The 22,740-nt window shown below is 71.8% G+C and carries 20 protein-coding genes and 1 tRNA gene; 13 read left to right on the top strand and 8 right to left on the bottom strand.

The window, feature by feature from the left end; translation table 11 throughout:
* Nucleotides 1–9: 9 nt before the first annotated feature.
* On the top strand, nt 10–1,185 hold the full coding sequence (locus BM430_RS29465; protein WP_177303204.1) for an MFS transporter: 1,176 nt from the start codon (nt 10–12) through the stop codon (nt 1,183–1,185).
* A 113-nt stretch (nt 1,186–1,298) separates the two neighbouring features.
* On the top strand, nt 1,299–1,964 hold the full coding sequence (locus tag BM430_RS29460) for a sigma-70 family RNA polymerase sigma factor (RefSeq protein ID WP_093570780.1): 666 nt from the start codon (nt 1,299–1,301) through the stop codon (nt 1,962–1,964).
* 21 nt (nt 1,965–1,985) lie between these two features.
* On the opposite strand, the gene BM430_RS29455 is transcribed toward BM430_RS29460, so the two are convergent.
* Nucleotides 1,986–2,261, bottom strand: a complete 276-nt coding sequence (locus tag BM430_RS29455) for a hypothetical protein (protein ID WP_244539711.1) — start codon at nt 2,259–2,261, stop codon at nt 1,986–1,988.
* 512 nt (nt 2,262–2,773) lie between these two features.
* Here BM430_RS29455 and BM430_RS29450 point away from each other — a divergent pair.
* Nucleotides 2,774–3,085, top strand: coding sequence for a hypothetical protein (locus BM430_RS29450; RefSeq protein WP_244539710.1), 312 nt, complete (start codon nt 2,774–2,776; stop codon nt 3,083–3,085).
* A 115-nt stretch (nt 3,086–3,200) separates the two neighbouring features.
* Nucleotides 3,201–4,370, top strand: a complete 1,170-nt coding sequence (locus tag BM430_RS29445; protein WP_093570779.1) for a mandelate racemase/muconate lactonizing enzyme family protein — start codon at nt 3,201–3,203, stop codon at nt 4,368–4,370.
* Between the two features lie 262 nt (nt 4,371–4,632).
* Here BM430_RS29445 and BM430_RS29440 read toward each other — a convergent pair whose 3' ends face one another.
* Nucleotides 4,633–5,643 (bottom strand): TRAP transporter substrate-binding protein, encoded by a 1,011-nt coding sequence (locus tag BM430_RS29440; RefSeq protein WP_093570778.1) that lies wholly within the window; start codon nt 5,641–5,643, stop codon nt 4,633–4,635.
* 121 nt (nt 5,644–5,764) lie between these two features.
* The gene (locus BM430_RS29435; protein ID WP_348273099.1) at nt 5,765–7,015 is read right to left on the bottom strand and encodes an alpha/beta hydrolase; all 1,251 of its coding nucleotides are present in this window, start codon (nt 7,013–7,015) and stop codon (nt 5,765–5,767) included.
* 320 nt (nt 7,016–7,335) lie between these two features.
* On the opposite strand from BM430_RS29435, the gene BM430_RS29430 reads away from it, so the two are divergent.
* From BM430_RS29430 to BM430_RS29410, 5 genes are all read left to right on the top strand, one after another.
* On the top strand, nt 7,336–8,145 hold the full coding sequence (locus BM430_RS29430; protein WP_093570776.1) for a glycosyltransferase family 2 protein: 810 nt from the start codon (nt 7,336–7,338) through the stop codon (nt 8,143–8,145).
* A 204-nt stretch (nt 8,146–8,349) separates the two neighbouring features.
* Nucleotides 8,350–11,937: a CheR family methyltransferase gene (locus BM430_RS29425; RefSeq protein WP_244539709.1), complete on the top strand. Its 3,588-nt coding sequence runs from the start codon at nt 8,350–8,352 to the stop codon at nt 11,935–11,937.
* Nucleotides 11,927–12,700 (top strand): Crp/Fnr family transcriptional regulator, encoded by a 774-nt coding sequence (locus BM430_RS29420; protein WP_093570774.1) that lies wholly within the window; start codon nt 11,927–11,929, stop codon nt 12,698–12,700. Before BM430_RS29425 ends, BM430_RS29420 begins: the two co-directional genes overlap by 11 nt.
* Before the next feature lie 359 nt (nt 12,701–13,059).
* Entirely contained in the window at nt 13,060–13,317 is a 258-nt protein-coding gene (locus BM430_RS29415) for a hypothetical protein (RefSeq protein ID WP_093570773.1), read from the top strand.
* Nucleotides 13,318–13,634: 317 nt separating this feature from the next.
* On the top strand, nt 13,635–14,315 hold the full coding sequence (locus BM430_RS29410; RefSeq protein ID WP_143132161.1) for a hypothetical protein: 681 nt from the start codon (nt 13,635–13,637) through the stop codon (nt 14,313–14,315).
* Nucleotides 14,316–14,322: 7 nt separating this feature from the next.
* Here the strand turns inward: BM430_RS29410 and BM430_RS29405 are convergent, their stop codons facing one another.
* From BM430_RS29405 to BM430_RS29395, 3 genes are all read right to left on the bottom strand, one after another.
* Entirely contained in the window at nt 14,323–16,041 is a 1,719-nt protein-coding gene (locus BM430_RS29405; protein WP_143132160.1) for a sensor domain-containing diguanylate cyclase, read from the bottom strand.
* A 163-nt stretch (nt 16,042–16,204) separates the two neighbouring features.
* On the bottom strand, nt 16,205–16,444 hold the full coding sequence (locus BM430_RS29400) for a hypothetical protein (RefSeq protein WP_093570770.1): 240 nt from the start codon (nt 16,442–16,444) through the stop codon (nt 16,205–16,207).
* A gap of 149 nt (nt 16,445–16,593) precedes the next feature.
* Complete coding sequence (locus tag BM430_RS29395; RefSeq protein ID WP_093570769.1) at nt 16,594–18,159, bottom strand: tannase/feruloyl esterase family alpha/beta hydrolase; 1,566 nt, start codon at nt 18,157–18,159, stop codon at nt 16,594–16,596.
* A gap of 104 nt (nt 18,160–18,263) precedes the next feature.
* On the opposite strand from BM430_RS29395, the gene BM430_RS29390 reads away from it, so the two are divergent.
* A complete protein-coding gene (locus tag BM430_RS29390; RefSeq protein ID WP_093570768.1) occupies nt 18,264–19,901 on the top strand; it encodes a GMC family oxidoreductase in 1,638 nt (545 codons plus the stop codon).
* Nucleotides 19,902–19,916: 15 nt separating this feature from the next.
* Here the strand turns inward: BM430_RS29390 and BM430_RS29385 are convergent, their stop codons facing one another.
* Nucleotides 19,917–20,207, bottom strand: a complete 291-nt coding sequence (locus BM430_RS29385; RefSeq protein WP_093570767.1) for a ribbon-helix-helix domain-containing protein — start codon at nt 20,205–20,207, stop codon at nt 19,917–19,919.
* Nucleotides 20,208–20,425: 218 nt separating this feature from the next.
* Here BM430_RS29385 and BM430_RS29380 point away from each other — a divergent pair, with 218 nt between their 5' ends.
* The 3 genes from BM430_RS29380 to BM430_RS29370 all read left to right on the top strand — a co-directional run bounded on the left by BM430_RS29380 (nt 20,426) and on the right by BM430_RS29370 (nt 22,599).
* Nucleotides 20,426–21,868: an amino acid permease gene (locus tag BM430_RS29380; RefSeq protein ID WP_244539708.1), complete on the top strand. Its 1,443-nt coding sequence runs from the start codon at nt 20,426–20,428 to the stop codon at nt 21,866–21,868.
* An 87-nt stretch (nt 21,869–21,955) separates the two neighbouring features.
* Complete coding sequence (locus tag BM430_RS29375; RefSeq protein ID WP_093570765.1) at nt 21,956–22,354, top strand: (R)-mandelonitrile lyase; 399 nt, start codon at nt 21,956–21,958, stop codon at nt 22,352–22,354.
* A gap of 14 nt (nt 22,355–22,368) precedes the next feature.
* A complete protein-coding gene (locus BM430_RS29370; RefSeq protein WP_093570764.1) occupies nt 22,369–22,599 on the top strand; it encodes a tautomerase family protein in 231 nt (76 codons plus the stop codon).
* Between the two features lie 49 nt (nt 22,600–22,648).
* On the opposite strand, the gene BM430_RS29365 is transcribed toward BM430_RS29370, so the two are convergent.
* Nucleotides 22,649–22,725: transfer RNA gene (locus BM430_RS29365), tRNA-Met, on the bottom strand.
* Nucleotides 22,726–22,740: the final 15 nt, after the last annotated feature.

The raw sequence follows: 22,740 nt of genomic DNA, 5'->3' as shown, positions 1-22,740 counted from the left end.
ACTTGCACCATGCAAGTCGGAGCCGTGCTGCCGCGCTTCCTCGTCGTCTACGCCGCGCTCTATGCCGGTTACGGTCTCACCACGCCGTTCCTGCCCGCGCTCCTCAGCCAGCGCGGGCTCTCGCCGACGGAGGTCGGGCTGGTGCTGGCCGCCGGCACCGGCATCCGGCTCGCCGCCGGTCCCCTCGCGGGCCGCCTCGCCGACCGGCTCGCCGCCGGCCGGGCCGTGCTCGCGGCCTGCGCCGCCCTCTCGGGGGCGAGTGCCCTCCTCTATCTCGCCGGGCACGGCTTCGCCGGTCTCCTGCTCGCCGGCCTCGTCCACGCCGCCGCGACCGCGCCGCTCGCCCCGCTCGCCGACGCCCTGGCGCTGCCCGCCGCCGGGGCCGCCCGCTTCGCCTACGGCACCGTGCGGGGCGCGGGCTCGGCCGCCTTCATCGCCGGCACCCTCGTCGCCGGCCAGGTCACCGGATGGCTCGGCCTCGCGGCCCTGCCGGTCGCCGGCGCCCTGGCCTTCGCGGCGCTCGCCGGCGCGACGTTGCGCCTGCCGGGCGCGGCGGCCCCCGCCGGGGCGCCCGTCACCGCGGGGGCCGGCCTGCTCCTGCGCGCGCCCGGCTTTCGCCGCCTCGTCGCGGTGGCGGCCCTGGTGGTCGGCAGCCACGCCGTGCACGACGCCTTCGCGGTGATCCGCTGGCGCGAGGCGGGCCTGAGCGCAGGCACCGCGAGCCTGCTCTGGGCCGAGGCGGTGGCGGCGGAGGTCCTGGTCTTCCTCGTCCTCGGCCCGCCGCTCCTCGCACGCCTCGGCCCCGCCGGCGCCCTCGCCCTCGCCGCGGGCGCCGGAATCCTGCGCTGGTCGGTGGCGGCGCTCACCGTCGCGCTGCCGGCGCTTGCCGGCATCCAGGCCCTGCACGGGCTGACCTTCGCGCTCCTCCACCTCGCGGCGATGCGGATCCTCGGGCAGACCGTGCCGTCCGCCCTCGCGGCGACGGCCCAGACCCTCTACGGCACCCTCGGCCTCGGCCTCGCCACGACGCTTGCGACGCTGGCGGCCGGCCCGCTCTACGGCGCCCTCGGGGCGGGAGCGTTCTGGGTCATGGCGGCCTCGTGCGCGGCGGCCCTGCCCCTGGTGCCGGGCCTGGCCGCATCGACCGCCAGCGGCCCGGAGCCGGGGCGCGGGGAGGAGCGATAGCGGCGGCGCATGCCCGCGCGGACTGCCGGCCATACTCGGCGGACTAGTATGGCCGGATCATTGTAATGGTACGACGGAGCGTGCCTTAAGCGTCGGTCACCGGAGACCGCACGATGGCGCCGCCCCACACCGACCCGGACCGGACCGACCCCACGCACTCGCCGTCGCTGCCGGCCGGCATCCAGGCCCATCTCGGGGCGGCCCTGCGGGCCGCCTACGACGATGCCGCGCTCCCGCTCGGCCCGGAGCTGCAGGCGCTGGTCGCGCGCCTCGCCGAGGCCCTGGCCGGGCTCGACACCGGCGCCGCGGAGGCCTTCCGCCGCGACCTCGTCGGGGAGGTGCCGCGCCTGCGCCGCCGGGCCGTGACGCTGTGCAACGACCGCACCCGCGCCGACGACCTGGTGCAGGAGACCCTGCTCAAGGCATGGGCGGCACAAGACCGGTTCGTCCCCGGCACCCACCTCTCGGCCTGGCTCTACACCATCCTGCGCAACAGCTTCTATTCCGAGCACCAGAAGCGGGCGCGCGAGGTCGGCGATCCCGACGGGCTGTTCGCCGCGAGCCTGGTCTCCCTGCCGGCGCAGCAGGGCACCCTCGACCTGCACGACCTGCAGGCCGCCCTCGACCGCCTGGTGCCGGACCAGCGCGAGGCGCTGCTGCTCTCGGCCGTGCACGACCTCTCCTACGAGGACATCGCGACGGCGATGGAGTGCCGGGTCGGCACCGTGAAGAGCCGGATCAACCGCGCCCGGGCGCGGCTCGCCGAACTGCTGGGCTGACCGGCCCTCGGCCGAGCCGCCCTACCGGTTGCAGCCGACGCAGATGCCGGTGTCGATCCGGTCGTCGGCGCGCTCCTCGCGGGTGCGGTCGTCGATCCGGCGCTCCAGGCGGTGATCGCCCGCGCCGGGACGCGGCACGGTCTGGCCGACCGAACTCGTATTCGGCGCCGTGATGGTCGAGCGCGGCCCGCCCCCGGTGCCGGTCTGGTCGGGGAGGCCTTGCGCCTGCGCGACGGAGCCGGCGGACACGAGCGCAAAGACGACGAGCGCGCGGGGGAACGAACGCGATGCGGGCATGATGGGCTCCTGTCGCAGGAGGACCTGACTCCATGGGGCCGCCGCACGGCCGCCCGCAGAGCCTAACGCACCAGGAAAGCCGCCGTTGCGCCGCGTCCCGTCCGCTCGCGCCCTCCCCTCAGGAGCGCCGCCGGGAGATCGGATCCTCGCTTGTGTCAGGGTGATGACCGAACACGCCGACGGCGACCAGGACGGCAACGAGCCCCAGGGCGATCAGGAACACCTGCATCATAACTCCTTCGCACGGGACGGGCCGCGACCGGACCCCGCGCACTCCCTATCAAGATCCGCGCCACCTTCTGCCGGGTGGCGATAGCCGCCGCCCCATGACGGCAGGACGACAGACCGCCTACTCTGCATGCAGAACGGCCGGGATGCAAAGCCGGGAGGCCGCCCTCGACGGGCGAGCCGCCCGCCGGCGCCCCCGACCGATCGGTGCGGGGGCCGGGAACGGTGGCGCGCTCCTGCCGTTGCCCCGGTCCGATCGCACCCCGAACCGCGGACAGACCCCCATGCCGATGCGCACCCTCTCCATCGCCCTTCTCGCCGGCACGCTGATGGCCGGCACCGCCGGCGCCCAGGGCATCAACAACGGCAGCGGCGTCGCCCCGCCGTCGAGCGGCAACACGGGCTCCGGGATGTCGAGCCAGCCGCCGGGCAACGGCATCGGCGGCAACAACCCGGGCAGCATGGGTTCGACCGGCTCGCAAGGATCGAGCGGCGGCAATATGGGCCCGGGCCCGACCGTGCAGCGCGACGGCCCGACGGGCAGCGGCGCGCCCGGCACCGGCCCCGGCGCGCAGAAGAACGGCACGCCGAAATAGGGTCCCGCGGGCCCGGCCGACGCCTTGCGTCCCGCGCATTTGTCAGCGCGGGCGCTGCCCCCTACGAGCATTGTCTGAGAAACTCGCGCCTCAGAAACTCGAGGGGGGATCCGTCATGCGCATCACCGCCATCCGCGACATCGTCGCGCCGATCAAGTCGGACATCGCCAACGCCTGGATCGACTTCTCGACCATGACGGCGAGCGTGGTCGCGGTGGAGACCGACGTGAGGGTCGACGGCCGTCCGGTCGTCGGCTTCGGCTTCAACTCGAACGGCCGCTACGCACCGCAAGGATTGCTGCGCGAGCGCTTCATCCCGCGCCTGCTGGCCGCCGCGCCCGAGGATCTCCAGGGCGAGGACGGGCTCCTCGACCCGCACCGGGCCTGGGGGGTAATGATGAAGAACGAGAAGCCCGGCGGCCACGGCGAGCGCTCGGTGGCGGTCGGCGTGCTCGACATGGCGTTGTGGGACGCGCTGGCCAAGGCGAAGGGCGTGCCGCTGTGGCGGCTGCTGGCCGACCGCTACCGTGGCGGTGAGGCCGACGCCAGGGCCTGGGTCTACGCCGCCGGCGGCTACTATTATCCGGGCAAGGGGCTCGACGCCCTCAAGGACGAGATGCGCTCCTATCTCGACCGCGGCTACAGCACGGTGAAGATGAAGGTCGGTCTGGTGCCGCTGCAGGAGGACGTCGCCCGGATCGAGGCGGTGCTCGGCATCCTCGGCGGCGACGGATCGCGGCTCTGCGTCGACGTCAACGGCCGCTTCACGCTGGAGGAGGCGATCCGCTTCGGCCGGGCGGTCGCGCCCTACGGCCTGCGCTGGTACGAGGAGCCGGTCGACCCCCTCGACTTCCTGGCGCATGCGGCGCTTGCCACGACCTATGACGGCGCGCTCGCCACCGGCGAGAACCTGTTTTCGCACCAGGACGCCCGCAACCTGATCCGCCACGGCGGCTTGAGGCCGGACCGGGACATCCTGCAATTCGACCCCGCCCTGTCCTACGGGCTGGTCGAGTACCTGCGCACCCTCGACGTGCTGCGCGCCAATGGCTGGTCGCCGCGCCGCTGCGTGCCCCATGGCGGGCATCAATTCGCCCTCAACATCGCGGTGGGTCTCGGGCTGGGCGGCAACGAGAGCTACCCGGACGTCTTCGCCCCCTTCGGCGGCTTCGCCGACGCGGTGCCGGTGCAGGACAGCCGGGTGGCGATGCCGGACGTGCCGGGCATCGGCTTCGAGGCGAAGAACGCGCTCTACGCGGTGATGCGGCCGCTGGAGCGGGAGTGAGGCGGTCGGCGCGATGAGCCGCACATTCCGGGCCTCACCGACATTCCAAATAATGGCACATCTCCCCTCTCCCGAGTGGGAGAGGGGCCGGGGGTGAGGGTGACACGCTTCAGTGTGAAACGCTGAGCGTCGTGCTGGCAGCTCGACGGTTAGAGTTTAACCCGGCACCGTGTCACCCTCACCCCTACCCCTCTCCCACTCGGGAGAGGGGATCCCGCGACTTACCTTTCACTCGACGGGGCAAGCAAACGAGCTGACAGATCTACGACACCGCCCCGGCGAACTTCTCCAGGTGGCCCCAGGCCTCGGCCCCGTACTTGCCCTTCCACTCGGTGTAGAAGCCCGCCTTGCGCAACTTCTCCTGGAAGGGCGCGGCGGGCGCGTCGTTGATCGCGAAGCCGGCCTTGCCCAGCGCCTCGCGCATCGCCACGCCCTGGCTCGCGATGTCCTGGCGCTGGTCGAGGCCCGCCTGGTTGAAGTGGCGGGTCAGCACCGCCTTCGCGTCCTCGGGCAGGCGCGACCAGGTCCGGTTGCCGGACATCAGCCAGAATCCGTCCCAGATGTGGTTGGTGAAGGAGAGGTACTTCTGCACCTCGGCGAGCTTGAAGCTCGTGATGATGGCGAGCGGGTTCTCCTGGCCGTCCACCACCTTCGTCTGCAGGGCCGAGTAGGCCTCGGAGAAGTTGAGCGCGACCGGCGCCGCGCCGAGCGCCCGGAAGGCGGAGGTGAACAGCGCGCTGTTCGGCACCCGGAGCTTGAGGCCCTCGAAATCGGCCGGGCCGGTGATCGGCCGGACGCTGGTGGTGGTCTGGCGGAAGCCGTTGTCCCACATCCGCTCGAACGGCACGAGGCCGGCCCTCGTGATCTCCGATCGGATGAAGGCGCCGAGCTCGCCGTCGACCGCCGGCCAGACCTTGTCGTAGCCGCTCCACGCGAAGGCGATGTTGATGAGCGAGGCCCGCGGCACCAGCGTCGCGAGGTTGGAGGAGGATTGGGCGAACATCTCGAGCGCGCCCGAGCGCAGCTGGCTCAGCATGTCGGTGTCCGAGCCGAGCTGGCCGTTGGGGAAGATCGCGACCTCGACCGCGCCGTTCGTCTCCTTGGCGACCTTCTCGGCCGCCTCGCGCAGGCGGATCGTCGCCGGATGGGTGTCGGGCGTGACGACCCCGCATTTCAGCCGGAGCGGCCCCGCCTGCGCCCGGACCCACGGGGCGGGAATGAGCGCGGCGGCGGACCCGGCGGCGAGCAGGCCGCGGCGCGTGATGGTGTGCATGGTCTCAGGGCCTCCCCGGACGTCCCGTCGCCGTCGGTCCGACGCGGGATCTCGTCTCGGACGACGCCTTAAGCCGAGTCGCGGCGCTGCGCCACGGCGGGAAGGCTGCGAGAAGCCGCCCTCACCGCCCCCCGAGCGCCCGCGCCGGGGCGGTCGCCAGGTCCACCGCCCCCTCCGCCGTGTCGCCGATGCCCCGGCCGAGATTGCGCAGGTGCTCGCCGTAGGTCTCGCGGCTCTGGGCGTCGATCACGGCGACCGGGGCCGAGACCGCGAGGCCGGCGGCGGTGCCGACGGTGGCGGCGGCGCCCGCGGTCATCTGGACGATCCGGTCGGAGAGGCCGACGCGGGAATCGGTGATGGTCTGCCCTTGAGCCAGCCGGTTGCCGAGAAGCGCCACGAGCTGCGGGCTGCCGGCGAACTTGCCGTGGTTGAGGGCGTCGCTGCCCTTCAGGGCGGTGAGGTTGAGGACCGCGATGTTCTCGCGGGCGAGCTCGCTGCGATAGGGCTCGGTCGAGGGGTCGATGGCCCCGAGCCGCGCGCCGGAACTGCCCCAGACCAGGCGCGAGACCGCGAGCGCGTTGTCGTCCTGGGACACGAACAGGCTCAAGCGGGGCCGGGTCGGGCCCATGTCGCGAAACGCCTCGCGGGCGAGGTCGACGTCGACGTCGGGGGCGGCCAGCACCACGTCGCGGATCTTTTGCGCCACGCGCCCGTCGCGGATCGCCATCTGGCGCAGGGATTCGAGCACCAGCCAGTTGCCCATCGAGTGGGCGAGCACGGTGATCTCGGCCACTTCCGGATTCTGGGCGAGGCGGCGCAGCACGCCTTCCAGCGCGTTGCGCGAGTAGTTGGTGCTCTCGCGGTCGTAGCCGTAGGCGAGCACGCTGCCGCGCGACGGCCAGGTGAACAAAACCGGCACCACCTCGGCCTTGGTGTCGTGCACGATCTGGGCGAAGCGGTAGACCGCGTCCTCGAAGCGGTTGTTGAAGCCGTGGACGAAGACCAGCACGTGGCGCTTGCCCGCCCGCGCCGTGTGGCGCAGGCGCGCGGCCGCCTCCGGCCGGTCCAGGGTCTCGGCCTTGAGGGTGACGAAGTCGGTGGCGGGGTTGCCGGGCAGTTCATTGGGCCACTGCACCGTGCCGGGCTGGCGCACCGCGTCCGGCGGGATCGAGACCGTGATGTCGGCGTAGGACAGGGCCGGCCCGCGATCGCCCGAATACATCTCGCCCGGATTGGCGGCGGTCTTGCGCGTGGTCGCCACCAGCATGTCGACCTTCGAGGCCCCCGGCACCGTCGCGGCCACCGGCGCCAGCACGCCCTTCGGCGCGCCCGCGCAGGCGCCGAGCCCGGCCGCGACGAGGAGGATCCCCAAGGTCCGGCTCCGCACGAGAATCCCCATCACGACGACAATCCGCTCCCCGCTCGCCGCCCCGGACAACCCTGCGGCAGCCGGCGATTCCTCGCGCCCGATTCTCCGGCGCACTTCTTAAGGATGAGCCAAATCGATGCGGCGCCAATGCGGCGGCGGGGCCGGGGCGCATTTCTGCGGGCGGCCGTGGCCGGGAGGGCACGCTCCCGGATGCCTGTCGCCCGCGCCGGTTACCGGGAGGCCGAAATATGCGCTAGAGGCTGCCCGATCCGCCCCGGCGCCCGCGCGAGCGGCCCGGCTCCTCTTTTCGCCCGTCACGTCCCATGGTCGCCCCGCTCCCCCTCTCGATCTTCCTCATCGCCCGCAACGAGGCCGACCGGATCGGCGCCACGCTGGCGGCCGTGCGCGACCTGACCGACGACCTGATCGTGGTCGATTCCGGCTCCACCGACGGCACGCGGGAGCTCGCCGCGTCCCTCGGCGCCCGGGTGATCGAGCGGGACTGGCCCGGCTACGGGCCGCAGAAGCGCTTCGCCGAAGAGCAGTGCCGCCACGTCTGGATGCTGAACCTCGATGCCGACGAGGTGGTGCCGGCGGAGCTCTCGAACGAGATCCGCCGGCTGTTCGCGGCGGGCGAGCCGCCGCACCCGGCCTACGAGCTCGGCATCGCCGAGGTGTTCCCGGGCGAGGCGCGCCCGCACCGCCTCGCCTACACGCTGTGGCCGGTGCGGCTCTACCGGCGCGACCGCGGCCGCTACTCGCCCTCGCCGGTGCACGACCGGGTCGACCTCGAACCGGGCGCCACGACCGGGCGCCTGCGGGGGGTGATCCACCACTTCTCGGTCCGCTCGCTCGGCGACCAGCTCGACAAGCTCAACCGCTACTCCGACCAGCAGGCCGACGACCTCGAGGCGCGGGGCGTCCGGATCCCGACCTGGCGCCTGTTCGTCGAGCTGCCGGGCAACTTCCTCAAGGCCTATCTCGGCCGGCGCCACTGCGTACGCGGCGCCTACGGCTTCCTCACGGCGATGAACTACGCGATCTCGCGCCACCTGCGGGTCGCCAAGCATTACGAGCGCCGGATCGCCGGCCGGATCGACGGCAAGTCCGGACCCGGATCGCCCGGCCGCTGACGTGGGGGCTGCCATCCGCCCGGCCGCTTAACCTGTGTTGAAGCAGGGCCTTACAAACCGATGCGAGGCTCGACGGTCCCGAAACCCGCGAGATTGGCCCGGGATCGCCGGCCGTTCGGCCTGACAGCGCATGGCCGGACGCGTATGGTCGCCGATGGCGGATCCGGACCTCTCTCACCCGACGCACACCGGAGGCGACGACCCTTGGCCAGGAAGATCCGCGCGGAGCCGGGCATCGACGACGCGGGCGACCGATCGCCGGACCGGCCGGTGGTCGTCGGCGTCGGTGCGTCGGGCCTCGCGATCGATTCCCTGGAGCGCTTCCTCGCCCACGCGCCGGACATGCCGGACGTCGCCGTCGTGGTGGCGCTCCAGCAGCGCGAGGCGATCGACGAGGCGCGCTGGCGCACCGTGCTGGCGCGGGCGGCCGCCTTGCCGCGGGGACCGGTCACCGAGGGCGGCGCGATCGAGGCCGGGCATCTCTACGTCCTCCCCGCGGACGCCACCGTGACCCTGGCGCAGGGGCGGTTCCGCCTCGCGGCGGAGACGGACGAGCCGGGGGGGCGGGGCGGCCTCGATACCTTCCTGGTCGCCTTGGGCGAGGACCGGGGCGCGCAGGCGGTGGCGGTGGTGCTCGCCGGCACCGGCAGCGACGGGACCCTTGGCGTCACCGCCGTCAAGGCGGCGGGCGGCCTGACCCTGGCCGAGCCGCACGGGGAGGAGGCGTTGTCCGGCAGCACCGCCGCCTCGCTCGCCGACCACGTCGTGCTGCCGGAACTGATGGCCGACCGGATCCTGTCCTACACCCGCTACCTGCGCCGCAGCGCGGAGGCCCGGCCGGCGGGGGAAGAGGCCGCGGCCGATTCCCTGGTCCGCATCGCCACCATCCTGCGCAACAAGACCGGGCACGACTTCCACGGCTACAAGCAGAACACCTTCCTGCGCCGCGTCCACCGCCGGATGCAGGTGGTGCAGGTCGAGACGATCGAATCCTACGTCGAGCATCTGCGCGCCGATCCGGACGAGGTGCAGAACCTGTTCAACGACCTGCTGATCGGGGTGACGCAGTTCTTCCGCGACCACCGCGAGTTCGAGCTGCTCGAAGCCGAAGTGGTCCCGCGGCTGTTCTCCGGCAAGGGCTCGGGCGACCAGGTCCGGGTCTGGGTGCTCGGCTGCGCCACCGGGGAAGAGGCCTACTCGATCGGCATCCTCCTGCGCGAGCACATGGCCAAGCTCGACGCGGTGCCGCAGGTGCAGATCTTCGCCACCGACATCGACGGGCGGGCGCTCGCGAGCGCCCGGGTCGGACGCTACACCGAGGCGGTGGCCCGCCAGGTCCGGGCCGACCGCCTCGCCCGCTGGTTCGTCAAGGAGGGCGCGACCTACAGCGTCGTCAAGGAGCTGCGGGAGATGTGCATCTTCTCGCAGCACAACGTGATCAAGGACGCCCCGTTCTCGCGCCTCGACCTCGTGTCGTGCCGCAACCTGCTGATCTACCTCAATGGCGAGTTGCAGAACCGGGTGATCCCGCTGTTCCACTTCGCCCTGCGGCCGGGCGGGTTCCTGTTCCTCGGCAATTCCGAGAACGTCACACGGCACGCCAAGCTGTTCGCTCCGATAGACCGGCGCTACCGCATCTTCCGCCGCCTCGAGAGCGCCACCCGGGTGCTGCCGGAATTCCCCCTCACCGTGGTCGCGGACCGGCGCCAGGCGGAGAATGGCGGCGTCTTGCGGCCGCGGACCATCGAGGGCGGCCTCGCGCGCCGGGCCGAGCGGGTGGCCGAGCGCTACGCGCCGGCCTACGTGGTGGTCGACGAAGCCTACGACGTGCTGCACTTCTCCGGCCGCACCGGGCGCTACATCGACCCGGCGACGGGCGCGGCGAGCCTCAACCTGCTCAACCTCGTCCACCGCGACCTGCGCTTCGACCTGCGCGCCGCCCTGCTCAAGGCGGGCGCCGAGAACCGGACCGTCAAGGCCGAGCGCACCGCCATGGGCACCAACGGCGAGCGCCGCCTCGTCACCCTGGTGGTCGAGCCGGTGCCCGGGGGCGACGGCCCGCCGAGCTTCGTCATCCTGTTCCAGGAGGGCGAGACCCTGGAGGGCGACGGCACCGAGGAGCCGACCCCCTCCTTCCTGCGCGACGAGCACGTCCAGCGCCTGGAGAGCGAGCTGCGCCTGACCCGCGAGCGGCTCCAGGCGACGATCGAGGAGCTGGAGAGCACCAACGAGGAGCTGAAATCCTCCAACGAGGAGTATCAGTCGATCAACGAGGAGCTGCAATCCGCCAACGAGGAGCTCGAAACCTCGAAGGAGGAGCTGCAATCGGTCAACGAGGAATTGCAGACCGTCAACGGCGAGCTCGGGCACCGGGTCAACGACTTGGGCAGAGCCAACAGCGACCTGAAGAACCTGCTCGAGAGCACCCAGATCGCCACGGTGTTCCTCGACAACGAGTTCCGGGTGAAGAACTTCACCCCGGCGGTGACCGACATCTTCCACCTGATCGAGTCCGACCTCGGCCGGCCGATCACCCACATCGCGGCGCGCATCCACTACCCCGAACTGCCCGAGGACGTGCGCAAGGTGCTGCGCACGCTCGGCACCATCGAGCGCGAGGTCGGCAGCCCGGAGAGCGGCGCGCGCTACCTCGCCCGGGTGCTGCCCTACCGCTCGATCGACAACTTCATCGCCGGCGTCGTCATCACCTTCCTGGACATCACCGCCACCGCCCGGGCCGAGCGGGCCCTGCGCGCCAGCCAGGAGCGCTTCCGGCGGATGGAGCGGATCGTCCCGGCCTTCCTGTTCACCGCCGATGCCGACCTGAACTGGACCTACGTCAATCCGCGCTTCCACGAATATACCGGCCTGGAGGACGGCCGGGCGCTCGGCCTCGGCTGGCTCACGGTGATGCACCCGGAGGACGTCGAGGAGAACCAGCGCCGCTGGCAGCGGGCGGCGGCGACCCGCGAGACCTTCGAGCACGAGTTCCGCATCCGGGCCGCCGCCGGCACCTATCGGTGGTTCACCGCCCGGGCCGAGCCGATGGCCGATCCGGAGGGCGACGCCGTCACCTGGTTCGGCTCCTGCACCGACAGCCACGAGCGGCGGATGGCCGAGGACCGCCAGCGCCTGCTGCTCATCGAGCTGCAGCACCGGGTGAAGAACATCCTGGCGGTGGTGCGCTCGGTGGCCAACCGCACCGCCGAGGGCCAGACCTCGCTCGCCGACTTCACGATGCATTTCGACGGCCGGCTCGGGGCGCTCGCCCGCGTTCAGAACATCCTCACCCGCAGCCCCGACGCCGCCACCGACCTCGCCGAGCTGATCGGCGAGGAGGTCCTGTCCCACGCGGTGCGGGACGGCGGCCAGGTGACCCTCGACGGCCCCGAGCTGCGCCTGCCGCAGCGGACCGCCGAGACCCTCGGCCTGGCGCTGCACGAGCTCGCCACCAACGCGATCAAGTACGGGGCGCTCGCCCGGCCGGAGGGGCGGATCGCCATCTCCTGGCACGTCTACGGCCCCGAGCCGGAAAGCCGCCTGCGGCTCGAATGGCAGGAGAGCGGCGTCACCCTGCTCCCGACCGCGCCGGCCCGCCGGGGCTTCGGGCGCGAATTGATCGAGCAGGGCCTGGTCTACGAGTTCGGCGCCACGACCGCCCTGGATTACCGCCCGGGCGGCGTGCGCTGCGTCATCGAGATGCCGATCCGGGCGCCGGGCCGCGGCTCGACGGGCCCGACCGCTCCGGCCGCGGCCGAGGATCCGGGCGCGGAGGCCGACGATGCCGGGTGAGCCCCTCGCCCACACCCCCGCCGCCACGGACGCGGTCCTGCGCCGCCTCTCGGGCTACGCCCCGCTGGCCGCCGACGAGGCGGCGTTGCTGCGCCAGGTCACCGCCCGCCCGGTCCCGGTGCCGGCTCGCACCGAACTCGTGCGCGACGGCGAGGCGGCGCCGCGGCCGCAGGTGCTCCTGGAGGGCTGGGCCTGCCGCCAGCGCCTCCTCGCCGACGGACGGCGCCAGATCGTCGTCGTGCTCCTGCCCGGCGACCTGATCGGCCTCGACCAGCGCCGGCGGCCGCTGCCCTTCGGCTCCGTCGCCACCCTGACGCCGGCCCAGATCTGCGAGGCGGGGGCCTTGCGCGACGCCGCGGATGGCGGCCGGACCTGCGGCAAGGCGGCCGGCAAGGAGACGGGCTTGGCGGCGGCGCTCCGGCAGGCGCGGGAGATGGAGGAGATCTGGCTCGTCAACCAGGTGGTGCGCCTCGGGCGCCAGACCGCCTACGAGCGCGTCGCCCATTTCCTGCTGGAGCTGCGCGAGCGGCTGGCGGCGGTGGACCGGGTCCAGGAGAACCGGTTCTCGTTCCCGATCACCCAGGAAGTCCTGGCCGATGCGCTGGGCCTCAGCGTGGTGCACATGAACCGCACGATGCAGCAGCTGCGCCGGGACGGCCTGGTCGAGCAGCGCGCCACCGCCATCACGCTCCGCGACGTCCCGGCCCTGGTCTCGATCGCGGACTATACCGGCACCGGCGACACCGGCATCCCCCGGGCCTGACCGCCGGCGACAATCCCCCGCCTGTGAATCTTCACATAAGTGATGGAAAGGCCCGAAAAAGAGCAGCAACATCACAAGTGTTGCGGCAATTCTTGCCCGACCGTCCCTGCTGGCCCGGTCTCGACCGGGTGGACGACCATCAGGGATGTTGCTGAGGCCCCCAAGTCGACTTCACCGCCCTGCTCGCTCCCGCCGGCAGGGCCTCTTTTTGCGTGAGGGCCTACGCCTTTCGGGGGCGGGCGACGATGCCGCGTTGCCACCGTCGCATGATCTTCCCATCCTTCCCGCACCGGCACGACGGACGGCATCTCCCTTCGAGGGATGCGTCTTCTTCCGAAGAGGGACGAGAGGGATCGGGCGTGGAGGATTACCGGGCCGAATTGCTGCGCCAGGTCCGTCTCGGCGACATCGCCACCGGCGAGGCCGCGGGCGCCTGCCTGCCCGGCCTGCTGCGCCGCCTGAAGCATCACGAGGCCCGGGCCGGCACCGTCCCGCACCCTTTCCGCCTCTACCATCTCTGGCGCCGCAACAGCCTGCGCCGGCAGGTCGCCGATGCGCGCTGGCACGTCGAGCAGGGCCGCGCCGCCCGGATGGGCGAACTCGCCTCGCGGCGCTGACACGTCTTCGGAACGTGCGACCATCCCGACGGATTTGTCACACTCCTCGTCAGTCCGGGGCCGCGCACCGGAGCCCGGACCGGCGAGGAGGATATTATTCCTGGAGCGTGCTCAGGCAAACCCTCAATGCAGGTAGCCGAGGAAGAACAGGATCAGGATGATCGGAATCGGTATGCCGATCAACCAGAGCAGCCCGCCTTTCATCATCGTCGCCTCCATGACTCCATGAATACTCTTATGGAGTAGTAACGGAGCTTGGCGCGATCCGGTTCCGCCGGAACACGGACGCGTCCGGGGGCGACGGGACAAGCCGCAGGATGTCGGCCTCGCGGGCGATGCGATCCCCTCGACATGGCGCCGATCCCACCGGTAAGCTCGCCGGAACGCCGAGCACGCTGGCACAGGACAGCGACCGGGCAATGCTGGCGGGCGGGGCGCCGTTCATGGCCGAGATCAAGGTCGTCGCGGGCAATTGCGGCAAGGGACGCGGCCAGTACGAGGCGGGAGTGTTCACGACGCCGGACGGCGTCGAGCGCGGCGTCGACACGGTCGTCGCCATCGAGTCGCATGGCGGCGTGGCCGGAGAGCGCGGCTGGGGCGAGCAGGTGCTGACCGGGATCAAGGGCGGCCTCGGCCTGGCCTCTCAACTCGACCTGACCGGGGCCGCCGGCTTGGCCGTCTCGGCCCTGGCCGCCGTCGAAGCCGACGAGAGCCGACCGAAGGCCCTGGTGGAGATCGCCTTCGCGGATGATGGGCTCGTCGTCGCCCTGGCGGATGCGCGGCTGGCCGCCCTGGTGGCGCATGACCGCGAGGTGCTGCGGGTCGGTCTGGCCCGGGCGGCGAGCCGCCTTGCGGTCCCACTCGCTCCCGAGACGGCATCGGCCGGAACGCTGCAGGCCGCGAGCGACGCGGTTCAGGCCGCCGCCGGAGCGGCCGGCAGCAGCCTGACCTCCGCCTTCGGCTTCGTGCGACGCTCCGTGGGCCTCGAACGGGGATGAGCGCCGCTCACGCCGCCCGCTCGACCTCCCCGATCTCCGCCGCGGCGCTGACCCGGTCGCGGCCCCGCGCCTTGGCCTCGTAGAGGGCCGCGTCGGCACGGGCGATCGTCGCCTGGATGTCGGCATCGCGGGCCGACACGGTCGCGACCCCGATGCTGATCGTGACGGGAATCGCGCGGCCGCCATGCGCGATCTCCGCCGCCCGGACGGCGGCGCAGAGCCGCTCGGCGGTGAGCAAAGCCTCAGTCCCGCCGGGGCCGACGAGCAGGACCACGAATTCCTCGCCGCCGAAGCGGGCCACCGTGTCGGAACCGCGCACCGCCTCCGCCAGCAGGGCGCCGACATGGCGGATCGCCGCGTCGCCGGCATCGTGGCCGTGCTGGTCGTTGACGCGCTTGAAGTGGTCGATGTCGGCGACCAGCACGGCCACGCCGCGGCCGCCCCTCGCCTGAACGAAGGCCCCCTCCGCCGGACGGGCGAAGCCGCGCCGGTTGAGAAGCCCGGTCAGCAGGTCGGTGCCGGCGACCTGGCGCAGGTCCTCGATCTGGCGCCGGTAGAAGGCGGCGACGCGGGTCTGGCGGATCGTGGCGTCGCTGAGCTCGCGCTCGGCGGTGCCGATGCGCCGCAACAGCGAGCGCAAGGAGGCCGAGAGCGCCACGAATTCCCGGGCACCGTCGAGGCGGGGCAGCGTCGTCGCCTCGGCCTCGCGGCCGATCCGGTCCGCCGCGGCGGTCATCCGACGCAAGGGGGCCGCCGCGCGGCGGCCGAGATACCAGGCCAGCGCGATGCCGGTCGCGGCCGTCGCCGCGCCGAGGGCGAGCAGCGCCTGGATCGAGCGCCGCACCGGCGCGAGGGCCTGCGCCTCCGGCCTCGTCGCCACCACGATCCAGCCGAGGCCGGGATCGCCGCCCGCGATCTCGGTGCGCTCGCCCTTCGCCGCCGTGGCGAAGCCGGCCAGCAGCGTGTCGGATCCGAGCGCGGCGGCGAAGCGGCCGCTGCCCTCCTCGACCATGGCGCCGATCCGGGCGGGGCCGAACGGCGACGTGCCGAGTTGCGGGCCGAGGATCACGCGGCCGCGCCGGTCGAGCACCCACAGGTCGGTGCCGGGCAGGCCCTCGTCGAGGAGGCGGCGCCGGGCCCGGATCGCCCAGTCCCAGCTCAGATGGCCGCCGAGCACCCCGACGACCTGCCCCGCGGCATCGCGCACCGGTGCCGCGAGATCGACGAGGCGCAGGGGCTCGGGCTCGGAGCGGACGAGAAGGCGGCTCAGCAGCACCGCCTCGTGCACGTCGCCGACATTGGGCCGGGACAACCCGCTCTCGAACCAGGCCTTGCCCGTCACCGCCAAGCCCTCGAGCATGCCCTCCGTGCCCGCCCGGACGCGGCCGTCGACGGCCACGAAGCCGAGCCAGGCGTAGTCCGGCGCCGTCGTCCGCATGGCGGAGAGGACGCCGCGGACCATCGTGGCGTCGCCCGTCCAGCGCTCGCGCAGCGGTGCGAGGCCGGCGACGACCTGGATCTCGCGGAAGCGCTCGCGCAGGGTGACGTCGAGCGTCTCGGCCATGCCGGCGGCGAGGCGCGCGAGGCCCGCCTCGGCGAGCCGGACGGCGCTCCTGCGCTCGAGCCAGACGGCGCCGCCGACCGTCGCCCCGACCATGGCGAGGCAGAGCAAGCCGACCAGCGCGGCGAGCTGGTGCTCGAACCGCAGTCGATTCCTGAACGACACGACGCACCTCCGCGACCGGAGGCCGTTCTGGCCCATCCTCCTCACCAGCCGGTTCAGCCGATCGGCGGCATTTGAGCAGACACGCGTCCCCTAGGGGAACCGGGAGGAAGGCCCGGCCGCCCACCCGGGTCTCAGAACTTCTGGGCCTCGGGATTCCTGAGCCTCAGGCTTCCTGGGCCGGACGCCGTCCCTGGCTGTGCAGGCGCCGCTCCTGCGCCCCGCGCTCGGCGGCGTCGGTGAGCTGGGTGATCAGCGCGCCGGCTGCGCCGAGGGGAATCAGCAGGAAGACCGTGCCGCCGTCGGGTCCGCTCACCTCGGCCGCCAGCGTATCGCCGCCGTCGATCGTGCTGACGGCGGTGATGCTGGTGATCGAGAGAACCCGCGGTCGTACGTCGTCGCTCATGCCTGCCACTCCTGCGGCACAGATGCCACGAAAGCGGCCCTGAACAATTGCTAACGCGTTACATTATAGGAAAATCCCGCCAACCGTGGAGAGACGGGGGGAGATTTTCCCGCGCCATAGGCCGACCGGCCGAGGCCGGTCGGCAGCCGTCACGGCGCCGCGCAGGTGAGGCCGGCACCCTCCGGCCGGGGAACCTGCGGGTAGGCGCAGACCGGCCGCGACCATTGCGCCGCCCCGCCGGCGTCGCGCTTCGTCATGACGAGCTCGCGCGGCGCCTCGCCGGCCTCGACCCAGCGCTCCAGGGCCGTCAGCGGATCGATGCCGGTATCGCTGATCCCCGGCCCCTCGGTGCCGATGCCGCAATGGTCCATGCCCGGTACCATGAACAGGCGCGCGGTCTTCGCCAGGGTGTCGAGGCCGCCCGCCCCCTTGCCATCGGTTCCTTTGGCCAGCGCCTCGTAGAAGGCGACGCTCATGAACGGCGTGACCAGCGGATCGCCCCAGCCGTGATAGATCAGGAGCTTGCCGCCGGCGTCGCGGAAGGCCGAGAGGTCGGCGACCGGCCGCACGGAGCCGGCGGCCGGGTCGTAGGTGGCGGCGTTGTAGACCTGGGCCTGCGGCCCCATCCGGGCCGGATCGACGGAAAAGTCGAAATCGGTGACGCGGTAGGACGGACCGGGCGACGGCCAGAACGCCATGTAGCGCAGGAAGTCGGCGGAAAAGAGCGGCAGGATGGCCGGCGCGTTGCCGAGGCCCGTGAGCCAGCGCGGCCAGTGCGCCTCGGAGCCGAGGGGGATGCCGCCGGGATAGAGCGCGCGGCCCGTGGCATCGGTCGGCCCGGCATACCACTTCTCCAGTACCCCGATCTCGGCCTCGCTCAGGCACGTGTCCGACGTGTCGCCGGTGCAGCGCAGGGACGAGGGCTTGAAGCCGCATTGCCGGGGGTCGGCGACGAGGCCGGACTGGTCCTTCGTCCCGCAGGCCGCCGCCACCGCCTCCGTCACGAGCCTGGCCCGGGGCGTGGTCAGGATCGGCTTGCCGTCCGCACCGGTATTCGCCTTCGTCACCCAGGCGAAGGTCGTGGCGACGAGGCCGGTATAGTCGAGGGCGGGCGCGCCGCTGATGATCCCGTCGAAGTCCTTCGGGTATTTCAGCGCCTCCATCGCCGCCATGCGGCCGCCGGTGGAGCAGCCGGCGAAGTAGGATTTCTGTTGCGGCCGGTCGTAGAAGGCCCGCACCAGCACCTTGCTGACCCGGGCGGTCTCGGTCACCGCGCGCTGGCCCCAATCCATCCGAGCGACGAGGTCGCCGACGGCCCAGCGCCCGTCGGCCGAGCCGGTGCCCCAGTGGCCGCCATCCATCGTCGAGGCGGCGTAGCCCCGGCGCAGGCCGTAATTCATCGCGTTCGTGAAGCCGGGCGCATCCGACAGGACGTTGCCGCAGAAGCCGCCGCAGCCGGTGCCGTAATACTTGCCGTTCCAGTTCTGCAGCGGCAGCCGCACCTCGAAGCTGGTCGCCGGCCGCACCGTGCCGAGCACCCGGCAATAGGCCGGCAGGTCGCCGGCGGCCGGCACCTCGGCGGCGGAATGGAGGTTCACCGCCTCGATCCTGAGGTTGGCGAGCGCCCCGCATTCCCCGGCGAGCGCCGGGCCAGCCGAGAGGCCTGCCAAGAGGCCGGCCGCGAGGCCCGCCGCGAGTCCGATTGTCCGCCCCATGCCTCTCCCCCCTGTTTCGGGGGAGCTTAGCCGCAACCCCTTGCGCCGTCGCCAGCGGAATGCGCTAAACCCGCCGGAACGACAGATCAGGGTTGGGAAACGCGATGGCAGGCAGCGAAGCCGGCGGGGCTCTCGAGGAATTCGGCACCTACGACGACATCGTGGTCGGGGCGGGCTCGGCGGGCTGCGTGCTCGCCAACCGCCTCTCGGCCGATTCCCGAAGGCAGGTGCTGGTGCTGGAGGCGGGCGGGCGCGACAACTGGATCTGGTTCCACATCCCGGCCGGCTACCTCTTCGCCATCGGCAACAAGCGGGCGGACTGGCTGTTCACCACGCAAGCCGAGGCCGGCCTGAACGGGCGCCAGCTCGCCTATCCGCGCGGCAAGGTCATCGGCGGCTCCTCGGCCATCAACGCGATGATCTACATGCGCGGCCAGGCCGCCGATTACGACGGCTGGCGCCAGCTCGGCCTCGAAGGCTGGGGCTGGGACGACGTGCTGCCCTATTTCCTCAAGCACGAGGACCACATCGCGCCGCCGAACGCGTTCCACCGCTCGGGCGGCGAGTGGCGGGTCGAGCCGCCGCGGATCCGCTGGGCGATCCTCGACGCGATCCGCGATGCCGCGGAGGCCGCAGGGATCCCGAAGATCCCGGATTTCAACACCGGCGACAACGAGGGCTCGTCCTACTTCCAGGTCAACCAGCGCCGGGGCCGGCGCTGGAGCGCGGCCCGCGGCTTCCTCAAGCCGGCGCTGAGCCGCCCCAACCTCCGTCTCGAGACCGGGATCCACGTCGAGCGGGTGCTGATCGAGGACGGCCGCGCCGCCGGGGTGGTGTTCGGCCGCGGCGGGCAGCGCTACATCGCGCGCGCGAACGGCGAGGTGGTGCTCTCGGCCGGGGCCGTCGCGACCCCGAAGCTCCTCGAACTCTCCGGCATCGGCGACGGGGCGCGGCTCCAGTCCCTCGGGGTCGCGGTCGCGCATCACGCGCCCGGCGTCGGCGAGAACCTGCAGGACCACCTGCAGATCCGGCCGGTCTACAAAGTCACCGGCGTGCCGACCCTCAACCTCTCCTACGCCAACCTGATCAAGCGCGGCTGGATGGGGGTGGAATACGCGCTGTTCCGCACCGGGCCGCTCACCATGGCGCCGAGCCAGGTCGGGGTGTTCACCCGCTCCTCGCCCGAGTACGCCACCGCCAACCTCGAATACCACTTCCAGCCGCTCTCCCTCGACAAGTGGGGCGACGGCCTGCACCGGTTCGGCGCCTTCACGGCCAGCGTCTGCAACCTGCGCCCGTCGAGCCGCGGCAGCGTGCATGCGGGGAGCCCCGATCCCCTGGCGCCCCCGGAGATCCGGCCGAACTACCTCTCGACCGAAGAGGACCGCCGGGTGGCGGTGGATTCGCTCAAGCTCACCCGCCGCATCGTCGCCCAGGCGCCGCTCGCCCGCTACCGGCCGGAGGAGTACCTGCCGGGGCCCGGCATCGCCAGCGACGCCGACCTGCTCAAGGCCGCGGGCGACCTCGGCACCACGATCTTCCACCCCGTCGGCACCGCCCGCATGGGCGCCGACCACGATGCCGGAGCAGTGCTCGACGCGCGCCTGCGGGTGCGCGGCGTGCGGGGCCTGCGCGTCGCCGACGCCTCGGCGATGCCGCGCATCACCTCGGGCAACACCAACTCGCCGACGATCATGCTGGCCGAGAAGGGCGCGGCGATGATCCTGGAGGATTCGCGCTGAGGGTGCGGCTGCGGGCTACTCCGCCGCCATCAGCACCGGCGCGCGGTTTCCCGCGGAGAGGTAGATCAGGCAGGAGCAGCGCAGGAGCGAGGCGAAGTTGCGCACCTCGCCGTGCCGCTCCAGCACCTCGTCGTGGAGCTTGGTGGCGAATTTCGCGACGCTGAGGCCCTCCTGGCGGGCGATGTCCTCCAGGATGGTCCAGAACGCGGTCTCGAGGCGCAGGGAGGTGCAGTGCCCGCCGATCCGCAGCGAGCGCGTCTCGTAGGCGTAGCGCTCCGGCGTCTGCTCGGCGAAGATCCGGCACATGGGGGCTCCTCCTGTCATTGTTGCGGAAATCATATTGAAACGGAGCATGGATCGGCAAGCGGCCGATGCGTCGCGGGCAAGACGATTGCGGTGCAGCAATTTTTCCGCGCGATATCTCGGGATGATCACGGTGCAGCTTTGGCGGTGACGCTGCGTTGATGTCTCCAACAATCCTTGGAGGACGCGCGATGGCACAGGAGAGCGTAGCGGAGGGGCTGATGCGGACGAAGCCAATCGACCGCCTGCGCCAGGACGCGGAGGGCGGCGGCCACGGCCTCGAGCGCACCCTCGGCCCCGTGAGCCTCGTCGGGCTCGGTATCGGGGCGATCATCGGCGCCGGGCTGTTCTCGCTCACCGGCATCGCCGCCGCGGAGCATGCCGGGCCGGCGGTGGTGATCTCGTTCGCCATCGCGGCGATCGGCTGCGCGCTGGCCGGCATGTGCTACAGCGAACTCGCCAGCATGATCCCGGTCTCGGGCAGCGCCTACACCTACGCCTACGCCACGATGGGCGAGTTCGTCGCCTGGATCATCGGCTGGGATTTGGTGCTCGAATACGCGGTCGGCGCCGCCACCGTCTCGGTGAGCTGGTCGAAATACGTCGCCACCCTGCTCCAGGACTGGGGTATCATCTTGCCGCCACGCCTGCTGCACTCGCCGTTCGAGACGGTGCAGCTCGCCGACGGCTCGACCGTGCACGGGATCGTCAACCTGCCGGCCGTGCTGATCCTATGCCTGATCTCGCTGCTCTTGATGCGCGGCGTGCGCGAATCGACCCGGGTCAACAGCGTGATCGTGGTGGTCAAGGTCGCGGTGGTGCTGATCGTGGTCGGGGTCGGCCTGTTCTACGTCAAGGCGCAGAACTACGTCCCGTTCATTCCGGACAACACCGGCACCTTCGGCGAGTACGGCTGGAGCGGCATCATGCGGGCGGCCGGCGTGGTGTTCTTCGCCTATATCGGCTTCGACGCGGTCTCGACGGCGGCGCAGGAGGTGAAGAACCCGCAGCGCACGATGATGATCGGCATCCTCGGCTCGCTCGCGGTCTGCACCGTGCTCTACATCGCCTTCGCGGCGGTGCTGACCGGCCTCGTGCCCTACGCCTCGATGAAGGGCGACGCCGCACCCGTCGCCACCGCCATCAAGCAGACGCCGTTTCCCTGGCTCCAGACCCTGGTGACGCTCGGCGTCATCGCGGGTTTCACCACCGTGATGCTGGTGCTGCTCTACGGCCAGTCGCGGGTCTTCTTCGCCATGGCGAACGACCGGCTGCTGCCAAAATTCTTCGCCGCGATTCACCCGACCTGGCGCACGCCGTACCGCTCCAACCTGTTCTTCATGGTGTTCGCGGCCCTGCTCGGCGGTCTCACCCCGATCAGCACGCTCGGCCACATGACCAGCATCGGCACCTTGCTTGCCTTCATCATCGTCTGCGCCGGCGTCGTCATCATGCGGCGCACCCACCCGAACGAGGCGCGAGGCTATCGCGTGCCGCTGGTCCCACTCGTACCGGCGGCCGGGATTCTCGTCTGCCTCGCGATGATGCTGTCGCTCGACGGCGAGACCTGGCTCCGGCTGGTGGTCTGGCTCGGGATCGGGCTGGCGATCTATTTCGGCTACGGCCGGCGCCACAGCCGGGTCGGCCGCGACGCGGCGCGCTGAGGGACAGGCCCCTCCCCTGGCGGGACCGTCGGCGACTGGGCTATGGCAGCCCGGTCGCGCGCGGATGCGCGCCAGGAGGCAAGCGCCATGGAGATCCACAGGAGCGGGTCCCGTCCGTCGCAGACGGGCTCCGCGGAGTACTTTACCGGCCGGGTGCGGATCGACCCGCTCCTCAGCCCGCCGGACCCGGCCCGGGTCGCCGGCGCCCTCGTCACCTTCGAGCCGGGGGCGCGGACGGCCTGGCACACCCATCCCCTCGGCCAGACCCTGATCGTCACCGCGGGCCTCGGCTGGGCGCAACGTGAGGGCGGACCGATCGAGGAGATCCGGCCCGGCGACGTGGTGTGGTTTCCGCCCGGCCTGCGGCACTGGCACGGGGCGACCGCGACCACCGGCATGAGCCACATCGCCATCCAGGAGAAGCAGGACGGCAGCGCCGTGACCTGGCTCGAACAAGTCAGCGACGCCGAGTACGGCGCCCGCTGAGGAGAGGACGTCCCATGCCGCACGTCATCGTGAAACTCTATGCCGGCCGCAGCGACGCGCAGAAGCAGCGCATCGCCGACGAGGTCACCAAGGCCCTGATCGCCGCCGCGGGCTGCTCCGAGGGCTCGGTCTCGGTCGGCATCGAGGATGTCGAGCCGAGTGCCTGGACCGCCACGGTCTACGAGCCCGACATCACCGCCAAGGCCGAGACGATCTTCAAGAAGCCGGGCTACGCGCCGGCCTGAACGCAAAGACCCCCGCGAGGCTCGCGCCTCGCGGGGGTCTTTGTTTGTTTGGTTGCGGGGACAGGATTTGAACCTGTGACCTTCAGGTTATGAGCCTGACGAGCTACCGGGCTGCTCCACCCCGCGCCAGGGTGTGTTCGC

This window comes from Methylobacterium sp. 174MFSha1.1, from assembly GCF_900116815.1.
In the GTDB taxonomy this organism is placed as follows: Bacteria; Pseudomonadota; Alphaproteobacteria; order Rhizobiales; family Beijerinckiaceae; genus Methylobacterium.
This window is presented reverse-complemented; position numbering and strand designations above follow the sequence as displayed.

What these genes read in the sequence shown, in the direction of transcription:
- BM430_RS29450 (WP_244539710.1), top strand. Translation starts at nt 2,774, where the DNA reads ATGCCGATGCGCACCCTCTCCATCGCCCTTCTCGCCGGCACGCTGATG.
- BM430_RS29460 (WP_093570780.1), top strand. Translation starts at nt 1,299, where the DNA reads ATGGCGCCGCCCCACACCGACCCGGACCGGACCGACCCCACGCACTCG.
- BM430_RS29440 (WP_093570778.1), bottom strand. Translation starts at nt 5,643, where the DNA reads ATGCACACCATCACGCGCCGCGGCCTGCTCGCCGCCGGGTCCGCCGCC.
- BM430_RS29380 (WP_244539708.1), top strand. Translation starts at nt 20,426, where the DNA reads ATGCGGACGAAGCCAATCGACCGCCTGCGCCAGGACGCGGAGGGCGGC.
- BM430_RS29390 (WP_093570768.1), top strand. Translation starts at nt 18,264, where the DNA reads ATGGCAGGCAGCGAAGCCGGCGGGGCTCTCGAGGAATTCGGCACCTAC.
- BM430_RS29385 (WP_093570767.1), bottom strand. Translation starts at nt 20,207, where the DNA reads ATGTGCCGGATCTTCGCCGAGCAGACGCCGGAGCGCTACGCCTACGAG.
- BM430_RS29430 (WP_093570776.1), top strand. Translation starts at nt 7,336, where the DNA reads ATGGTCGCCCCGCTCCCCCTCTCGATCTTCCTCATCGCCCGCAACGAG.
- BM430_RS29395 (WP_093570769.1), bottom strand. Translation starts at nt 18,159, where the DNA reads ATGGGGCGGACAATCGGACTCGCGGCGGGCCTCGCGGCCGGCCTCTTG.
- BM430_RS29375 (WP_093570765.1), top strand. Translation starts at nt 21,956, where the DNA reads ATGGAGATCCACAGGAGCGGGTCCCGTCCGTCGCAGACGGGCTCCGCG.
- BM430_RS29455 (WP_244539711.1), bottom strand. Translation starts at nt 2,261, where the DNA reads ATGCCCGCATCGCGTTCGTTCCCCCGCGCGCTCGTCGTCTTTGCGCTC.
- BM430_RS29370 (WP_093570764.1), top strand. Translation starts at nt 22,369, where the DNA reads ATGCCGCACGTCATCGTGAAACTCTATGCCGGCCGCAGCGACGCGCAG.
- BM430_RS29420 (WP_093570774.1), top strand. Translation starts at nt 11,927, where the DNA reads ATGCCGGGTGAGCCCCTCGCCCACACCCCCGCCGCCACGGACGCGGTC.
- BM430_RS29465 (WP_177303204.1), top strand. Translation starts at nt 10, where the DNA reads ATGCAAGTCGGAGCCGTGCTGCCGCGCTTCCTCGTCGTCTACGCCGCG.
- BM430_RS29400 (WP_093570770.1), bottom strand. Translation starts at nt 16,444, where the DNA reads ATGAGCGACGACGTACGACCGCGGGTTCTCTCGATCACCAGCATCACC.
- BM430_RS29445 (WP_093570779.1), top strand. Translation starts at nt 3,201, where the DNA reads ATGCGCATCACCGCCATCCGCGACATCGTCGCGCCGATCAAGTCGGAC.
- BM430_RS29410 (WP_143132161.1), top strand. Translation starts at nt 13,635, where the DNA reads ATGTCGGCCTCGCGGGCGATGCGATCCCCTCGACATGGCGCCGATCCC.